The 17,062-nt window shown below is 69.4% G+C and carries 15 protein-coding genes and 1 pseudogene; 6 read left to right on the top strand and 10 right to left on the bottom strand.

The window, feature by feature from the left end; all coding sequences use genetic code 11:
• Positions 1-33 precede the first annotated feature (33 nt).
• Positions 34-471, bottom strand: a complete 438-nt coding sequence (locus tag BJ969_RS05685) for a hypothetical protein (protein ID WP_184477806.1) — start codon at positions 469-471, stop codon at positions 34-36.
• 683 nt (positions 472-1,154) lie between these two features.
• On the opposite strand from BJ969_RS05685, the gene BJ969_RS05680 reads away from it, so the two are divergent.
• Complete coding sequence (locus tag BJ969_RS05680; RefSeq protein ID WP_184477805.1) at positions 1,155-3,227, top strand: putative bifunctional diguanylate cyclase/phosphodiesterase; 2,073 nt, start codon at positions 1,155-1,157, stop codon at positions 3,225-3,227.
• A gap of 203 nt (positions 3,228-3,430) precedes the next feature.
• Here the strand turns inward: BJ969_RS05680 and BJ969_RS05675 are convergent, their stop codons facing one another.
• A complete protein-coding gene (locus BJ969_RS05675; RefSeq protein ID WP_184477804.1) occupies positions 3,431-5,047 on the bottom strand; it encodes a solute symporter family protein in 1,617 nt (538 codons plus the stop codon).
• Positions 5,047-5,463, bottom strand: a complete 417-nt coding sequence (locus tag BJ969_RS30965; RefSeq protein ID WP_184477803.1) for a DUF485 domain-containing protein — start codon at positions 5,461-5,463, stop codon at positions 5,047-5,049. Before BJ969_RS30965 ends, BJ969_RS05675 begins: the two co-directional genes overlap by 1 nt.
• A gap of 441 nt (positions 5,464-5,904) precedes the next feature.
• Here BJ969_RS30965 and BJ969_RS05665 point away from each other — a divergent pair.
• Both BJ969_RS05665 and BJ969_RS05660 read left to right on the top strand, forming a co-directional pair.
• Positions 5,905-7,236: pseudogene (locus BJ969_RS05665) on the top strand (L-lactate MFS transporter); the annotation flags it as partial.
• Positions 7,237-7,623: 387 nt separating this feature from the next.
• Positions 7,624-7,761: an MFS transporter small subunit gene (locus BJ969_RS05660; protein ID WP_184477801.1), complete on the top strand. Its 138-nt coding sequence runs from the start codon at positions 7,624-7,626 to the stop codon at positions 7,759-7,761.
• Positions 7,762-7,894: 133 nt separating this feature from the next.
• Here BJ969_RS05660 and BJ969_RS05655 read toward each other — a convergent pair whose 3' ends face one another.
• Positions 7,895-8,098 carry a cold-shock protein gene (locus BJ969_RS05655; RefSeq protein ID WP_184477800.1) on the bottom strand — a complete coding sequence of 68 codons (204 nt, stop codon included), beginning with the start codon at positions 8,096-8,098 and terminating at the stop codon, positions 7,895-7,897.
• 368 nt (positions 8,099-8,466) lie between these two features.
• On the opposite strand from BJ969_RS05655, the gene BJ969_RS30480 reads away from it, so the two are divergent.
• From BJ969_RS30480 to kynU, 3 genes are read left to right on the top strand one after another with little or no spacing between them, the layout of a single operon-like run.
• Entirely contained in the window at positions 8,467-8,919 is a 453-nt protein-coding gene (locus BJ969_RS30480; protein ID WP_343071243.1) for an SDR family NAD(P)-dependent oxidoreductase, read from the top strand.
• Positions 8,832-9,125 carry a hypothetical protein gene (locus tag BJ969_RS05645; protein WP_184486141.1) on the top strand — a complete coding sequence of 98 codons (294 nt, stop codon included), beginning with the start codon at positions 8,832-8,834 and terminating at the stop codon, positions 9,123-9,125. The genes BJ969_RS30480 and BJ969_RS05645 overlap by 88 nt, the downstream gene beginning before the upstream one ends.
• Positions 9,122-10,372, top strand: coding sequence for a kynureninase (gene kynU / locus BJ969_RS05640; RefSeq protein WP_184477799.1), 1,251 nt, complete (start codon positions 9,122-9,124; stop codon positions 10,370-10,372). The genes BJ969_RS05645 and kynU overlap by 4 nt, the downstream gene beginning before the upstream one ends.
• Before the next feature lie 180 nt (positions 10,373-10,552).
• On the opposite strand, the gene BJ969_RS05635 is transcribed toward kynU, so the two are convergent.
• The 6 genes from BJ969_RS05635 to BJ969_RS05610 form a co-directional block, all read right to left on the bottom strand.
• Positions 10,553-11,230, bottom strand: a complete 678-nt coding sequence (locus BJ969_RS05635; protein WP_343071242.1) for a GntR family transcriptional regulator — start codon at positions 11,228-11,230, stop codon at positions 10,553-10,555.
• Positions 11,231-11,554: 324 nt separating this feature from the next.
• The gene (locus BJ969_RS05630) at positions 11,555-12,940 is read right to left on the bottom strand and encodes an MFS transporter (RefSeq protein WP_184477798.1); all 1,386 of its coding nucleotides are present in this window, start codon (positions 12,938-12,940) and stop codon (positions 11,555-11,557) included.
• 49 nt (positions 12,941-12,989) lie between these two features.
• Positions 12,990-13,910, bottom strand: coding sequence for an amidohydrolase family protein (locus BJ969_RS05625; protein ID WP_184477797.1), 921 nt, complete (start codon positions 13,908-13,910; stop codon positions 12,990-12,992).
• 44 nt (positions 13,911-13,954) lie between these two features.
• Entirely contained in the window at positions 13,955-14,638 is a 684-nt protein-coding gene (gene ligK / locus BJ969_RS05620; protein ID WP_184477796.1) for a 4-carboxy-4-hydroxy-2-oxoadipate aldolase/oxaloacetate decarboxylase, read from the bottom strand.
• Between the two features lie 32 nt (positions 14,639-14,670).
• Complete coding sequence (locus BJ969_RS05615) at positions 14,671-15,696, bottom strand: amidohydrolase family protein (protein WP_184477795.1); 1,026 nt, start codon at positions 15,694-15,696, stop codon at positions 14,671-14,673.
• A complete protein-coding gene (locus tag BJ969_RS05610) occupies positions 15,693-16,874 on the bottom strand; it encodes a 4-oxalomesaconate tautomerase (RefSeq protein WP_184477794.1) in 1,182 nt (393 codons plus the stop codon). Before BJ969_RS05610 ends, BJ969_RS05615 begins: the two co-directional genes overlap by 4 nt.
• Positions 16,875-17,062 lie beyond the last annotated feature (188 nt).

The raw sequence follows: 17,062 nt of genomic DNA, 5'->3' as shown, positions 1-17,062 counted from the left end.
CCTCCACTCTCCTCGTTCTTTCCACATCGGTGTTCAGGTGTCCTCGCGTTCGGCGAGTTCTTGCAGGCAGGTGACGCATCGCGGCCAGCCGGCGAGCCGGTTGCCGAATGCGGGCACGGTCACGCAGCCGCACACCGCGGCACGTCCTTCGACACCGCCGATGCGGACTCGCGGGGCATCGGAATCCACGCGGTGCAGCACTTTCCGCGCAAGACCGGGCCACCAGCGCACGGCATCGTTCATGGTCACTTCTTTCGAGCGGGATCGTCGAACCGCCGACGACGGCCGCGAAGAAATCCTCGCCGTCAGAGCGGGGAAACGCGCCATCGATTTTTCGCGCAGCAACGATCGACCGGCCGTCCGGTCGAGGAACGGCGGTTCGGACGACGCGATCAGCGGTCGTCGGAATGCCCGGAGTTCACCGGGCTCACGTTCACGGCACCGCGACGACTCCGCGGATACCGCTTTCACCTGCTAGTACGATCTGATTCCGCGGTAGGCACCGCATCTCGCGCCTCGCCGGGACGAGCTCTTTCGGCACGCGGCGGCCCGGGGCGCAGCACTGCGGTGGATCAACATCACTCCTGTTCGACAAAGGTGTTACCCGTACGGGCGAGCCCCCGCTGCCGGTACGGGTCGAGGAAGAGCTCACGCGACGGTGCAACCACTCATCACGGAGCAGAAATAAATCTGAGGTGCTCGGATCCGAGCCGAGCAGTCAGCAGATCCGGCCGACGGGACAAGGCCACGCCAACCGACGTCGCCACTTTAACCACCACAACGATCATTGTCCAGCAGTTCATTCGAATCACGCGGGAGAACCGGAGGACTTTCGCCTCTTCTCCCACAGTGGACACCCGATGAACAGGACGGACTCCACCGAATTCCCGCTGAATCCATCCACCGGGCCCGATCGCCGTCGGCCGGGTGAACATTCGGTCGACGCCACTCCGGCGCACCTCACCAGAACCTCGATACGCTGCGGTTTCGTTGGCACGCCGCGCGGCGCGCCGGTACCGTGGCCAACGCCGACCGGACGTCGCCGGACGGGACGGGAGCAGGTTCCGGGTCACCTGCGGACCCCGAAGCGCGCGTCGCGCCCCATTCCTGTGCGCACCCCGTTCTCCCACCGCAGAAACGGAGATGTGGTGATCATGCGTGGGACGTCGAACATCCCGGATGAGCCCTTTCCGCGAACCGGGGCGCAAGTGGAGACCGAACGGCTGCTCGGCGCACTCGCCGCCGACATGCGCGAGTACGCGATATTCGCCTTGGACACCGAAGGCCGGGTCGCCAGTTGGAACTCGGGCGCCCAGCTGATCAAGCAGTACACCAGCCGGGAGATCATCGGACGGCACTTCTCGATCTTCTACCCCGCCGAGCTCGTCGAATCCGGTTACCCGGAGTGGGAATTGCGGCAGGCCACCGCGAACGGTTTCTTCATCGACCGCGGCTGGCGGCTGCGCAAGGACGGCAGCGCCTTCTGGGCGCACGTCGTGATCACGGCGCAGCGCGCCGACGACGGCCGGTTGGACGGTTTCATCAAGGTCACCCGCGACGAATCCGAGGCCTACGCGCAGCGGGAACGCTCGGACCGGCGGTTCACCGACCTGTTCCAGCTCGCCCCGGCGGGCATCGCGCTGCTGGACCGCCACGACCGGATCCTCGACGCCAACGCCGCGCTGTGCGACCTGCTCGGCTACCGGCCGCACGGGTTGCGCGCACCGGAGCTGATGCACGCCGACGACCCGCGGACCGGGCTGGTCCCGCACGCCGCACCGGACGATCCCGGCAGCGAACCCGTGTCGCACCGCAGGCTCAGCCGCTCCACCGGTGAACCGGTGTTCTGCGAAGTGCGGTGCGCCGCCTCCGTGGACTACGACGGCCGCCGCTTCTGGCTGGCCGTGTTCCAAGACCTCACCGAGCAGCAGCGCCGCACCGAGACCTTGCACTTCCAGGCCACCCACGACCACCCGACGGGCCTGCTGAACCGGCGCGGCGTGCACGAGCTGCTGGTGCCGCTGCTGTCCACGGCTTCCGACGACGTCGGAGTGCTGTTCTGCGACTTGGACAACTTCAAGCGGTTCAACGATTCGCTGGGTCACGACGCGGGCGATGAGCTGATCAACCTGCTCGCCGAGCGCCTCCTCACCGACCTGCCGAGCTCCTGCACGCCGGCCCGCCTCTACGGCGACGAGTTCCTGATCATCTGCTCGGACCTGACCGCCTGCGGCGGGCTCGACACGCTCATCACCCTCGTGTCGGACCTGCTGTGCGCCGAAATCCCGTTGCGGAACAGGCTGATCGGCATCACCGCGTCGATCGGCGCGGCGACCCCGCCGGCAGCGGGCACCACCGCCGACGAACTGATCCGCACCGCCGACGCGGCCATGTTCGCCGCCAAGGAGCAGGGCCACGGCCGCACCGCGCCGCCCGCTCCCGCCGGCGGGCTCGCGCTGGAGGAGGACCTCCGCGACGCGCTGCTGCACGACGGCCTCCGGATGCACTACCAGCCGATCCTGGACCGCGACGGGACGATCCTGCTGGCCGAGGCGCTGGTGCGCTGGCCGCACCCCACGCAGGGCCTGCTCGCCCCTGGCGTGATCCTGCCGGTCGCCTCCCAGGCGAAGCTGCTCGCCGAACTGGACCGGTGGGTGCTGCGCACCGCCCTGCGCGAGGCGAGCCGGTGGTACCGCCCGCACGGCCCGGCCCCGGGCGTCACGGTGAACCTCGCCGGGCTGCGCCCGGATTCGGCGCACTTCCACTCGGAGGTCAGCTCGGCCATCGACGACAGCGGCATCGATCCGGGGCGGGTGGTGCTGGAGGTCGTCGAGACGGTGCTGGTGGATCTGCCCGCGCAGCCCCGGAAGATGATGCGCCGGCTCAACGACCGGGGCGTGCGGTTCGCGATGGACGACTTCGGCACCGGCTATTCCTCGTTGGCACGACTCAAGGACCTGCCCACGCAATTGGTGAAGCTGGACCGGAGGTTCGTGGTCGGCATGGAATCGGACCCCACCGATCTCGGCATCGTGCGCGCCGTGATCGAACTCGCCAGGGGCATGGGGCGCACGTGCATCGCGGAGGGCGTGGAAACCCGGGTGCAGCGCGACCTGCTCAACGAACTCGGCGTCGACGCGCAGCAGGGATTCCTGTACTCCCGGCCCGTCCCGGACGCGCAATTCCGCGAACTGCTCGCCTCGCCGGAGTCGATGACCGCCGACTGAGGCCGAATTCGATCAGCGCGGTCGGCGCGGGGCCGCCGAATTGCTCCGATGGTGCGCGCCCGGCGGGCGGTCGGCGGCGAAAAGCGAGATCGGCATCAGCGCCCGAAGCGTGCGACGACGAGCATTCGAACGCGTCCCGCACGCACCCGGAAACGCACGAGGGCCGCACCGGGATTCCGGTGCGGCCCTCGTCGCGCGTGACGTCAGCGGCGCGGTGCCTCCATCGCCAGGCCTGAACCGATGCCGGTCAGCGAGCGGACCTCCATCTCGGCCTGCTTCACCGGGTCCTGGTCCTTCTTGCCGACCAGGGTGCCGATGAACCCGGCCAGGAAGCCCAGCGGGATCGACACGATCCCCGGGTTCGTGAGCGGGAAGACGTCGAAGTCCGCGCTCGGGAACATCGCCGACGGGCGGCCGGACACCGCGGGGGAGAACGCGATCAGCACGATGCACGAGACCAGGCCCGCGTACATCGACCACAGCGTCCCCGTGGTGTTGAACCGCCGCCAGAACAGCGAGTACAGCATCGTCGGCAGGTTCGCCGACGCCGCCAGCGCGAGCGCCAGCGAGACCATGAACGCCGCGTTCTGCCCGATGGCGGCGATCCCGCCGACCGTGGACAGCACGCCGACGATCAGCGCGGTGATCCGGGCGACCCTGATCTCCGAGCCCGTGTCGGCCTCACCGCGCTTGATGATGTTCGCGTACACGTCGTGCGCGAAGGACGCCGACGCGGTCAGGGTGAGGCCGGCGACCACCGCGAGGATCGTCGCGAAGGCGATCGCGGCGACCACGCCGAGCAGCGGCGAACCACCGATGCGGTACGCCAGCAGCAGCGCCGCGGAGTTCTCGCCGCCGGGCGCATTGGTGATGGCCTCGGAACCGACCAGCGCCGTCGCGCCGAACCCGAGCAGCATCGTGGCCAGGTAGAACACGATCATCGTCCAGGTGATCCAGACGACGGAGCGACGCGCTTCCCGAGCGCTCGGCACCGTGTAGAACCTCATCATGATGTGCGGCAGGCAGGAGATGCCGAGCACGATCGCCATGGCCAACGAGATGAAGTCGATCCGGGACAGCGAGGTCTGCCCGTACTGCGCGCCGGGCTCCAGCAGCGCCTGCCCGATCGGGCTGTTGTTCGTGGCCTGCTCCAGCAGCGCCGAGAAGTCGTAGGAGAACCGGCCGATGAGGAACACGGCCATCAAGGACACGCAGATCAGCAGCAGCGTCGCCTTGATGATCTGGACCCAGGTGGTCCCCTTCATGCCGCCGACCAGCACGTAGAAGATCATGATCAAGCCCACGGCCACGACGACCAGCGATTGGCCGAATTTGCTCTGCACGTCGAGCAACAATGCGACGAGACCACCGGCACTCGCCATCTGCGCAACCATGTAGAAGAAGGAAATGACCAGCGTGGTGTTCGCTGCGGCGGCCCGCACCGGGCGCTGCCGCATCCGATAGCCGATCACGTCGCCCATCGTGAAACGGCCGGTGTTCCGGACGAGCTCCGCGATGAGCATCAATTCGATGAGCCACGCGACGAGGAATCCGACCGAATAGAGGAATCCGTCGTACCCGTGCACCGCAATGGCGCCGGCGACTCCGAGGAATGACGCCGCCGAAAGCCAGTCACCGGCCAGCGCGACACCGTTCTGCGCGCCGGTGATGTTGCCGCCCGCCACGTAATAATCGGACGCGGTCGCGTTCCGGGTCGAAACCCGGTACACCACGAAGAGCGTCAGCAGCACGAATGCCACGAACACGCTGACGGTGGTCGTCGGGTCGCCGACGGCCCCCGCCGCGAAGTTGATCGCCATCAGCGGCCGGTCCCTTCCTGCTCCCGGAGGCGGTCGACGAGCGGGTCGATGCGCTTGCGCACGTACCGCCCGTACACCACGGTGACGATCGCCGTGGTCACGAACTGCAGCAAGCCCAGCACGATCCCCATGTTCACCACGCCGAACACCGGCCGGCTCATGAAGTCCTCGGCGTAGGCGCCCAACGCCACGTAGGTGAAGTACCACGCCAGGACGAGCAGCGTCACGGGGAACACGAACCATCGAAAACGACGCCGAAGAGCGACGAAATCGTCACTCTCCTGAATTGCGACGAAATCGGTTCCATTCGGGTTGGTGGGGCGCCGAAGGCTGTGCTTCGAGATGTTGCCGAATCTCGGCTCGGGAGGCTGACCTTCAAGCCGACCTCGGCTTCGGTTTTCCGACGTTCGGGTCATGCTGTGGATCCTTCGGGCTTGCTCACGCGTCAAGGAATCAGGAGTCTAGTCACACGGATGTGCGCGAAGCACACGCGGGGACTATCCGAAGGATCAGCTACATCGCCGCAAACAATTGGTCTCAATATGATCACAACAATGTGAGCGCGAACAGCGCCCCGGATCACTCCGCGTAACCCCCGAAGGGTCGCTTTCATATTGTTCAGCGCGTTTCGTCCGGCTCGCCGAGCCACTTTCCCGTGCGCAGTAAGGCCCTTCCGCCCCACCTGGGATGATCACTTTTGGTGACGCCTCGCCGAGACCACCAGGCAGTACTTGATGTTTCTTCGCTGATTTCCCGTTTGACCAGGCCGGTAGCATCTCGAATTCGTGCGCCCCGACGTGCCGGGGCGCGTTTCCGGTACCAGACACCGGAACCCCTTGCACCAAGGAGGTTTACTTGTGACAGTGCGTGACGGATTCTCGGTCGTTGCGCCACCGACCTGGAACCGTTGGCTAGTTCCACCCGCCGCGCTGGCCATCCATCTTTCCATCGGGCAGGCCTACGCGTGGAGCGTTTTCAAGAGCCCGCTGGAATCGAGCCTCCAGATCTCCGGAACCGGCAGCGCGCTGCCGTTCCAGGTGGCGATCTTCTTCCTCGGCCTGTCAGCGGCGTTCGGCGGCAAGTTCGTGGAGGCCCGCGGCCCGCGCTGGGCGATGCTGGTCTCCACCATCAGCTTCGCCGCGGGGTTCCTGATCTCCGCGTTGGGCATGTACGTGGGCCAGTACTGGCTCGTCGTCGTCGGGTACGGCGTGGTCGGTGGCATCGGTCTCGGCATCGGGTACATCGCGCCCGTGTCCACGCTGATGAAGTGGTTCCCGGACCGTCCCGGTCTGGCCACCGGCATCGCCATCATGGGCTTCGGCGGCGGCGCGATCATCGCCTCGCCGTGGTCGACGGCGATGCTCAGCGCCTTCGGCAAGACCGCGGAGGGCATCGGCACCACGTTCTTCGTGCACGGCATCGTCTACGCCGTGTTCATGACGCTCGGCATCCTGCTGGTCCGGGTTCCCCCGCCCGGCTGGACCCCGCCCGGCTGGGACCCCGCCACGGCGGCGAAGAGCGTCAGCACCATCCGCGTTTCGGCCAACAGCGCGATCAAGACGCCGCAGTTCTGGCTGCTCTGGATCGTGCTCTGCTTGAACGTCACTGCGGGCATCGGGATCCTGCAGAAGGCGTCGCCGATGATCCAGGACTTCTTCGCGGGCACCAGCACTCCGGTTGCCGTCGCCGCGGCGACCGGCTTCGTGTCCCTGCTGTCGCTGGCCAACATGGGCGGGCGCTTCGCGTGGTCGGCGCTGTCCGACCGCACCGGCCGCAAGAACATCTACCGGGTCTACCTCGGGGTGGGTGCGCTGGCGTACCTGCTGCTGCTGTTCGCGGGCGACACCAGCGTCGCCCTGTTCGTCGTCGCCGCGATGCTGATCATGTCCTTCTACGGGGCGGGCTTCGCGACGATCCCCGCTTACCTGAAGGACCTGTTCGGGACCTTCGAGGTCGGCGCGATCCACGGGCGGCTGCTGACGGCGTGGTCGGTCGCGGGCGTGCTCGGACCGGCCATCGTGGACGCGCTGGCGGACTCCGGTGAGGCCGCGGGCAAGTCCGGTGCCGATCTGTACGTGGTGTCGTTCTACTTGATGACCGGATTCCTGGTGATCGGGTTCGTGGCCAACGAGCTGATCCGCCCGGTGAAGGCCAAGTTCCACGAACCGGCCCCCGAAGCGGCGACCACGTCCGACGACGCGGCCGACGCGAAGGCCGACTCCGCGGAGCAGGCCGACTCGAAGGACGAGAAGTCCTCCGATGACGAGGTCGCCTCGAAGGACGAGGGGTCGAAGGACGAGGTCGCTTCGAAGGCCGACTCCGAGGACGAGGTCTCCGACAAGGCCGAATCGGCCGACGACGAGGCCGGTACCACCGGTTCCGAGGGCGAGAAGGCCGACGACGCCGACAAGTCCGACGCGGACACCGGTGAGACCGCGGGCGAGAAGGCGGGCGACGCGGAGGACGAGCAGGCCGAGGCCGGCGAGTCCGATGCGAAGGCCGACGACGAGGCCCCGAGCACCGAGAAGGCCACCAGCTCTTCCGGCAAGCAGAGCAGCTGAGGGAACAGGCGAGACATGACCGAGCAGAAGACCGCGCCTGAGGGCGGAGTCAAAGTCCGAGCCCTTCTCACCGTGTCCTGGCTGTGGGTGGGCGTCCCGTTCGCCATCGGCGTCTACCAGCTCGTGATCAAGGCGTCGCAGCTGTTCATGTAGTTGCACGCCGCCGCGAGCAGCGGGAAAGCACAATGAGGCCGACCGTCCATTCGGACGGTCGGCCTCATTGGTGTGCTGCGATGATCTAGGAGCGAGGCTCCGCGATCATGAGCTCAGTTCGCCGGAAGGGCGATCAGACCACGCGCACGGACTCGGCCTGCGGGCCCTTCGGTCCCTGGGTGACCTCGAAGGAGACCGTCTGGTTCTCCTCCAGGCTGCGGAAACCGGCGGCGTCGATCGCCGAGTAGTGCACGAAAACGTCGGGTCCACCCTCGGACGGCTCGATGAAGCCGAAGCCCTTCTCCGAGTTGAACCACTTCACGGTGCCCTGTGCCATGTTGTTCTCCATCCTGGTAGCTGGTTGGTTCCGGTGCCGGTTTCGACACCAGGGTCGCGGATCTCAGACGGCGACTACTCCAGCTACTCCAAAGACAGCAGCGCGCCCGCATCAGCAATCCTGCGAGCGTGCGAAAACACGAACCCAGAAACAACGACCAGGTGCAACACTACACCTCGCCGCGCCACGGGTGGCCCACCGGCGGCTTCACGCGGCCCGTCGCACGCCTCGACCGGTCTGCTTTGCTGGGACTTTGCCGATCACTGCCCCGGAAATAGTGTCCGGAATCACACTTTTGGCCGTGTCGGTGGCCGTCCAGGTGCCGTCCGGCCGCGACGGCACCTGGACGAGGGGCCTCATCCGGCGAGGTGCTCGACCGTCCCCCGCAGCAACCGGCCGCGCCGGACGCCGTCGCCGTCACGGAGCGTCACGTACGCCCGCACCCGGCCGCGCCCCACGCCGCCCCCGGCTCGGACGTCCTCGTCAACAACGCGGGGATCACGCTGCCCCGCACGATCGCGAACGTCACCGAGCAGGACTACGACCGGCTGTTCGCGATCAACACCCGCGCGCCGTTCTTCGTCGTGCAGCGCGGTCTGGAGCGGCTGCGCGACGGCGGCCGGATCGTGAACATCTCCTCGGCTGCCGCTGGTCGACCCGGTCACCCTGCTCGACGGCGCCGGTTCGACCGGGGTGCGCACCGTGCTGCTGCACGGCGCCGCCCGACGAAGAGGTGCCGCTGGAGCAGTTCGCGGACTACGCGGCCGTCCACGACGACCTGGAGACCGTGGTGCTGCCCGGCACCGGCCACTACGCGCTGATCGAACCGGAGAACCCCGCCACCCACGACGTCGCCCGAACGCTCCGGGACCTCACCTCGGCGTGGACGCCCGCGGGGCGCACCACCGGCGAGGACACTGCCTGGAGGACCACGATCACCGCCCGCACCGGTGCGGGCGCGGATTCCCCCGCCGCGACGGGACATCCCGGTGAAGGCACCGCTCCAGACGAGGTGACACCCGCATGACCACCGCATCCCCGGCGCTCGCCGAGCTCGCCGCCGAACTCGACACCGCCGATCCGCTGGCACCGATCCGGGACCGCTTCCTGCTGCCCGACGGCGTCGTCTACCTCGACGGCAACTCCCTCGGCCCCCTCCCGGCCGCGGTGCCGCCGACGATCACCGACGTCCTGCACCGGCAGTGGGGCACCGACCTGATCCGGTCGTGGAACGACAACGACTGGTGGGACGCCCCGCTGCGGGTCGGCGACGCGCTCGGCCGCCTCATCGGCGCGGCCCCGGGGCAGACGCTGGTCGGCGACTCCACGAGCATCCAGCTGTTCACCGCGCTCAGCGCCGCGGCCCGGCTGCGCCCCGGGCGCGAGCTGCTGGTCACCGACCCCGGCCACTTCCCCACCGACCGGTACCTCGCGGAATCCGCCGCGCGGCTGCACGGCCTCCGGGTGCGCCACGTCCGCCCGAGGGACCTGGACGCGTTCCTCGCCGCCGAGGGCGAGCAGGTCGCCGTCGTCAGCTACTCCCCGGTCGACTACCGCACCGGCGAACTGCACGACGTGGCGACGCTGACCCGCGCCGCGCACCGGGCGGGCGCGCTGGTGCTGTGGGACCTGTGCCACGCGGCCGGTGCGATGCCGGTCCCGCTCGACGAGCTCGAAGCGGACTTCGCGGTCGGCTGCGGCTACAAGTTCCTCTCCGGCGGCCCCGGCGCACCGGCCTTCCTCTACGCGGCCCGGCGCCACCACGACTCCTGGCAGACCCCGCTGCACGGCTGGACCGGCCACGCCGACCCCTTCGGCCTCCAGCGGGACTACGCGCCCGCGCCCGGCATCGCCCGCGCCCGTATCGGCACCCCGCCGATCCTGGGCCTGCTCAGCTTGGAAGCCGCCCTGACCGCCTTCGACGGCGTGGACATGGCGCAGGTCCGCACGAAGAGCCTGTCGTTGACGGACTTCTTCCTGCGCTGCACCGCGGAACTGCTCGCGGACCTGGGTTTCGAGCCGGTGACCCCCGCCGATCCCGCCCGCCGCGCCAGCCAGGTCTCGCTGCGCCACCCGCACGCCTACGGCCTGGTCCGAGCCCTCACGGAGCAGCAGGTGATCGCCGACATGCGCGCCCCCGACATCCTCCGGTTCGGCGTCAACGCCCTCTACACCTCGCACCGGGACCTGCTGACCGCCGCGACGCTCCTGCACCGCACGACGACCACCGGCGCCTACGACCCCACCCCGCCCGACGCGGGCAAGGTCACCTGACCGGCGCGCGGCGGAGTCAGGACTTCCGCTCCGCCCGGTGCAGCTGCGACATCGACTTCCGCGAGCAGGAGGGCGGCGGCGCCTGGCGGCTCGGCTGCGATGAGGCGCCACTCCGTCGATCACCCTGCGCGGCGGACGAGCCGCGCGCCCGTCCTCCCGGCTCAGTGCGGGAGGGCGGGGTCAGACCGCGTTGAAGCGGGTGCCGCCGACCTCGGGCAGGGCGTCGATGACGCTGCGGAGGTGTTCGCGCATCGCCTGCTCGGCGGCCGTCGGGTCGGCGGCGCAGATCGCCTCGATGATGGCCAGGTGCTGCGGCAGCGACGCGGTGGGGCGGCCCGGGTGCATGGCCAGCCGGAACTGGTGGCGCACGTTCTGGCCGCGCAGCCTGCTGAGCACCTCGTGCGCGGCCTGCTGCCCGCTGACGCGCAGGACCAGGGAGTGCAGCCGCTTGTTCAGCTCGGAGTAGCCCCACACGTCGCCGCCGGAGACCGCGGTCCGCATCTGCTCGCCGATCTCGCGCAGCTCGGCCTTGTCCTCGTCGACGACCCGCTCGGCGGCCCGTGCCGCGCAGAGTCCCTCGACGACCATGCGGACCTCGGTGATCTCGATGGCCTCTTCGAGCGAGACCGCGCGCACCCGCGCGCCGCGGTTCTGGACGCGCTCGACGAGGCCTTCGGTGGCCAGCTGCACCAGCGCGTTGCGCACCGCCGCTCGGCTGGCGTCGCACTGCTCGGCGAGCTCCGCCTCCACCAAGCGCTGGTTCGGGGCGAACTCGCCCCTGGTGATGGCCTCGCGGATCACGTCGGCCACCGGCTGTCGCGGGGCCGGCTGCTCGGCGTCGCGCTTCGCTGTCGTCACTCGCCCTACCCCGTACCGATTATTGGCAACAATTTTGTGCACCAATCCTAACGGCCCGGGCTGAGGCGGTCATGACGTGCTCCGATCCGGCTGTCTTTGATCTTGCCCTTCCAGCTGAGCGGCGTTCGTGGTCGTTGTCCTGTCAGCGGCGAAGCCGCTGAGCAGCGACCAGCCAGAGCAGGCCGACCACCGGCGGGTTCTCAGCGGCCTTCTCGCGAGGACAGCGATTTCGCCGAGTAGGGCCGCTACATGAGAAATCGATCCCGCAGCGAGAAGGCCGCTGAGGTTCCGCTGAGCGACCAGCTGCTCAAGCCGAGATCAAAGTCAGGCGGATTCGGGGGCGGCGGGTTCGCGTTCCGCCTCGGCCCGCATCCGGATCTTGCGGGTCGCCGGGCCGAACAGCGCCAGCGCGAGCGCACCCACGACCCAGGTCCCGGCGATGAAGTAGAAGACGGTCCGGTACCCGTGGCCGCTGTAGAGGCCGGCGATGATCAGCGGCCCGATGGCGTTGGACAGGCGGCCGACGCCGTAGGAGATCGAGGTGCCCAGCGAGCGGCCCCGGGTGTCGTAGAGCTCCGGCGAGTAGGCGTAGGCCAGCGAGGTGTAGCCGCGTTCGAACAGGTTGACCGTGAAGCCGAAGACCACGACCAGCGCGGGCACGAAGGTCAGCCCGTAGAGCAGCCCGGACACCGCGATGACCAGGCCGAACACCACCAGGCACCACTTGCGCTCGAAGCGGTCGGTGACCTGCGCCGCCAAGAACGAGCCCAGCGGCGCTCCGACGGTGGTCAGCGCGACGAAGAAGATGGAGTCCTCCACGCTGACGCCCTCGGCGGCCAGCAGCGTGGGCGCCCAGGAGGAGAAGCCGAAGAAGCCGATGGTCTGGGTGATCCACAGCACCGACAGCAGGAGCGTCGGCAGCAGGAACTTCCGGTCCTTGAGCATGCCGAGACCGGGCTTCGTCGCGGTCGTGGCGATCGGCGCCTCGGCGACGGGCAGTTCACCGTGCTCGGCCGCGGCCCTGCCTTCGAGGTCCCGCAGGATCACGTCCGCCTCGTCGTGGCGGCCCCGGGTTTCCAGCCACTGCGGGGATTCGACGAGCTTGCGCAGGAACAGCAGGAAGAACACGCCCATGGCGCCCCACAGGTAGACCAGGCGCCAGGTCTGCTCCCCCATCGGCACCACGAACGAGGCGATGAGGTTCGTGACGGGCGTGCCGCAGATGCCGATCATGATCACGTACGCCTGGAACTTGCCGCGCTTGGCGCGCGGGTAGAACTCGTTGATGTAGACGACCGCGACCACGGTCATCGCCGACAGCCCGGCGCTGGTGAGGATGCGGAACACCCCCATCGACGGCATGTCCCAGGCGAAGACCGTCGCCAACGACCACACGGAGAACCACGTCGTGGTCAGCGTCAAGGTCCGCTTCCGGCCGAGCCGGTCGGCCATCCCACCGGCCACGACGGAGCCGATGAACATGCCAACGAACGACAGCGACGTCACGTAGGCGATGTGGCTGACGTCGGAGCCCCACAGCTCGCGCACCTTGGGCGCGGTGATGGCGAAGGTGTTGATGTCGGCGAACTCGAAGAAGTACGCGAACGCCAGCGCGACCATCGTGGTCTTGTGGAACCTGGAGATCGGCAACCGGTCGAGCCGGTTGGCCGCGTTGGTGGCCCGGTCGGCCGGATGGGCGGAGTGCTGCATTGCGGTCTCCTCGCGGGGCGTCGTTGCCCGGCTGTCGCTGTGGTGCGGCTCAGGCCGTTTCGTCCGGCCAGTACAGGCGCATCGGGTTGTCCACGAGCAGCGCCTGCCGCTGCTCGGCGGTGACCGCGATCCGGGGGACGTGGTCCAGGAGCAGCCCGTCGTCGGGCATGTGGCCGGTCAGGTTCGGGTGCGGCCAGTCGGTGCCCCACAGGACCCGGTCGGGGAACGCCGCCACGACCCGGCGCGCGAACGGGACGACGTCGGCGTAGGCGTGGCGCTCGCCGTCGAGGGCGGGCGGGCCCGTCCGCGACAGGCGTTCGGGGCAGGAGACCTTGACCCACGCGCCGCTGCGGGCGGCGAAGTCGAGGAATCCGGTGAACTCCGGGCCCTCGGGGTCCTTCGAGACGTCGGGGCGTCCCAGGTGGTCCACCACGATCGGCACGGGCAGCGACAGGAAGAACTCCTCGTGCGCGGGCAGGTCCTCGGCCTCGAAGTAGAGGACGACGTGCCAGCCCAGCGGCGCGATCTTCTCGGCGATGGTCCGCAACGCCCGCGTCGGCGCCGCGTCGACCAGCCGCTTGACGAAGTTGAACCGCACGCCGCGCACCCCCGCGGCGTGCAGGCGCTCCAGTTCTCCGGGCGTCACGTCGGCGTCCACGGTGGCCACGCCGCGGGCCCGGCCGCCCGCCGCCCGCAACGCGTCCACCAGGGCGCTGTTGTCCTTGCCGTGGCAGGTCGCCTGCACGATGACGTTGCGGGACAGGCCCAAGTGGTCGCGGAGCGCGAACAACTGCTCCTTGCCGCCGTCCACGGGCGTGTACTTGCGTTCCGGGGCGAACGGGAAGCGGGCGGCGGGACCGAAGACGTGGCAGTGGGCGTCCACGGATCCCGCGGGCGGGACGAACGCGGGACGGCTCGGATCCGGGTGCCAGGGCAACCATCCGGGGGTCACGGGGGGCGTGGGGCTCATCGGGTCTTCCTCCTGCCGGTCGGCATGCGTGCGGCGAGCAGCCGTCAGTCGAGGTAGGTCAGCCCCAGGGCGTCGAGCTTCGGGCGCATGCCGTAGAGGTCCAGGCCGAGCTCGCCGTCCTGGAACCGCGCGCGCTTGCCCGCCTCCCCCGCCTCGCGCCGCTCGGCGGCCTCCGCCACGTCGTCTGCTCTGGCCGCGGGCACCACGACGACGCCGTCGGTGTCGGCGACGATGACATCGCCCGGCTCGACCAGCGCGTTGGCGACCGCGACGGGCACGTTGACCGAACCCAGCGTGGCCTTGACGGTGCCCTTCGCGTTGATGGCGCGGGAGAACACCGGGAAGTCCATCGCGCGCAGCTCGTCGACGTCGCGGCAGCCGCCGTCGATGACGAGCCCTCGCGCGCCACGAGCGCGCAACGAGGTGGCGAGCAGTTCGCCGAAGAAGCCGTCCTCGGATTCCGTCGTGCACCCGGCCACGACGACGTCGCCGTCCTGGACCTGCTCGGCGGCGACGTGCAGCATCCAGTTGTCCCCCGGCTGCAGCAGCACGGTGACGGCCGTGCCGCAGACCTTCGCGCCTTCGTAGACGGGCCGGATGTAGGGCCGCATCAAGCCGACCCTGCCCAGGGCCTCGTGCACGGTGGCCACGCCGAACCGCGACAGGGCTTCGACGGCGGCCCGATCGGCACGCTCGATCTGCTGGTGGACGACTCCGAGTTCGCGCACGGTGCGGACTCCTCTCCGAACGGGGTGGTGGTTCAGCGGCCCTGAGCGGTCAGCCGCGCGTCCAGGCGCGGGTAGACGCGTCGCGCGTTGCGCTCCTCGACGGCCGCGAGGGATTCGGCGGTGAGCCCGGCGTTCTCGACGTACCGGCGGGTGTCGTCGAAGTGGTGCCCGGTGCGCGGATCGATGCCGCGCACCGCGCCGACCATCTCCGAGGCGAACAGCACGGACTCGTGCGGGATCACGTCGAGCAGCAGGTCGATGCCCGGCTGGTGGTAGACGCAGGTGTCGAAGAAGACGTTGCCCAGCAACGATTCCTCCGGCTCCGGCTTGCCCAGCGCCTGCGCCAGGCCGCGGAAACGGCCCCAGTGGTAGGGAACCCCGCCGCCCCCGTGCGGAATCACCAGCCGCAGCCCGGGGAAGTCGGCGAACAGGTCGCCCTGCAGCAGCTGCATGAACGCCGTCGTGTCGGCGTTGAGGTAGTGCGCACCCGTGGTGTGGAAGGCCGGATTGCAGCTGGTGGAGACGTGCACCATGGCGGGGACGTCGAGCTCGACGAGCTTCTCCCACACCGGGTACCAGTGCCGGTCGGTCAACGGCGGCGAGGTCCAGTGCCCGCCGGAGGGGTCGGGGTTGATGTTCACCGCGACCGCGCCCAGCTCCCGCACCACCCGTTCCAGCTCGGCAACGGTGGTGGCCGGATCCGCTCCCGGCGACTGCGGGAGCATCGCCCCGAACGCGAACCGCTCCGGGTAGAGCTCCGCGACCCGGTGGCAGAGGTCGTTGCAGATCCGCGCCCAAGCCGACGAGATCGCGAAGTCCCCGATGTGGTGGGCCATGAACGACGCTCGCGGCGAGAACACGGTGACGTCGATGCCGCGCTCGTCCATCTGCCGCAGCTGGTGGGCCTGCACCGACTCGCGGATCTCGTCGTCGCTGATGACCGGCCCGGCCGGATCGGGCCGCCGCGACGGATCGGTCAGCCCGGCGACCTGCGCGTCCCGCCAGCGGCCGAGCGGCTCCGGGGCGGTGGTGTAGTGGCCGTGGACGTCGATGATCACGCGGAGCGCTCCTTCGCGGCGGGGTTCCAGACGGACGACGGGACGAGCACGTCGCCGGACATCAGCAGGCGCGCGGTGCGCAGCAGCGCCGAGCGCACGACCCGCTGCGGATCGGCGGGATCGAGCACGAGGGTGACGCTGAACTCGCCGGACGGGTGCTCCACCGACACGACCGGTTCGGTCCCTGTCGCGCCGCTCGCGACGTCGTGGGCGACGCTGCCCTCCAGCACGCAGGCCGTCGCGGCCGTGACCGCCGCCAGCACTCCGATGGACCGGTGCGCGACCCGCGGGATGAGGCTCCGGGTGGACACGCTGCCGCCGTGCCGCGGCGGCGCCACCAGCGTCATCTTCGGGTAGTTCTTCGCCGCGACGTCACCGAGCCCCATGGCGTGCCCGCAGACCAGGCGCAGGGCCTCCACCTTCGCCTTGAGCGCGTCGTCGCCGTCGATCTCGGCGGGTTCCTCGTAGCCGGTGGCGCTGAGCCGCTCGGCCGCGACGATCACCAGCGGCTGCCCGTTGTCGATCAGCGTCACGTCCACCGGGCCGACGCCGGGGACCTCGACGGTGTCGCGGGCGTTCCCCGTCGGCAGCAGGGAACCCGCCACCGAACCGGCGGTGTCGAGGAACCCGATCTCGATCGGCGCGGCGCTGCCGGGGACGCCGTCGATGCGCGCGTCACCCGCGTACTCGACGTGCCTCGTCCCGTCCGGACCGGCGGGCGTGCGGATCGTGATCTCGGCGACCATGCCGGTGTTGCGGGTCAGCACGCGGGCGGTGGTGCGATCACCGGCCGGGGCCACCATGCCGGTCTCGACGGCGAACGGCAGCACGGCGGCGAGCATGTTCCCGCAGTTCGCCGTCACGTCCACGGTGTCCCCGTCCGGCTGGACCTGCCCGAACGTCCATTCCACGTCGACCCCGGAGCCGGTGCCCGGCCGCACGATCCCGATCTTGCTCGTCAGCGGGTGCGCTCCCCCGACCCCGTCGATCTGCCGCTCGTCGGGAGATCCGAGCGCGGCGAGCAGCACCGCATCGCGGGTCGCGACGTCGGCGGGCAGCGCTCGCTCGTCGAAGAACGGCCCCCGCGAGGTGCCGCCCCGCATGAACAGGCACGGGACCGCGGTCTGCGCACCCCGGCGGCGCGACCGCGCGGCGACACCGTCGACGTCGACGGGCATGGCACCCCTCCAAGTCCTCCCGGCGCGGCGTCCCTCGCCGGCCTGCTCGGTAACCTAAACGACGAACACAATTGTTAACAATCCTTCCGCCAAAATTTTTCACCAGCCCCGCCCCGAAGTGCCACCTCGACGAATCGCATGTCAGCACGACTCCCGTCACCTTTGTTGACCGATCGGTCCAGTTCGGG

The organism is Saccharopolyspora gloriosae, assembly GCF_014203325.1.
GTDB lineage: Bacteria > Actinomycetota > Actinomycetes > Mycobacteriales > Pseudonocardiaceae > Saccharopolyspora_C > Saccharopolyspora_C gloriosae.
This window is presented reverse-complemented; position numbering and strand designations above follow the sequence as displayed.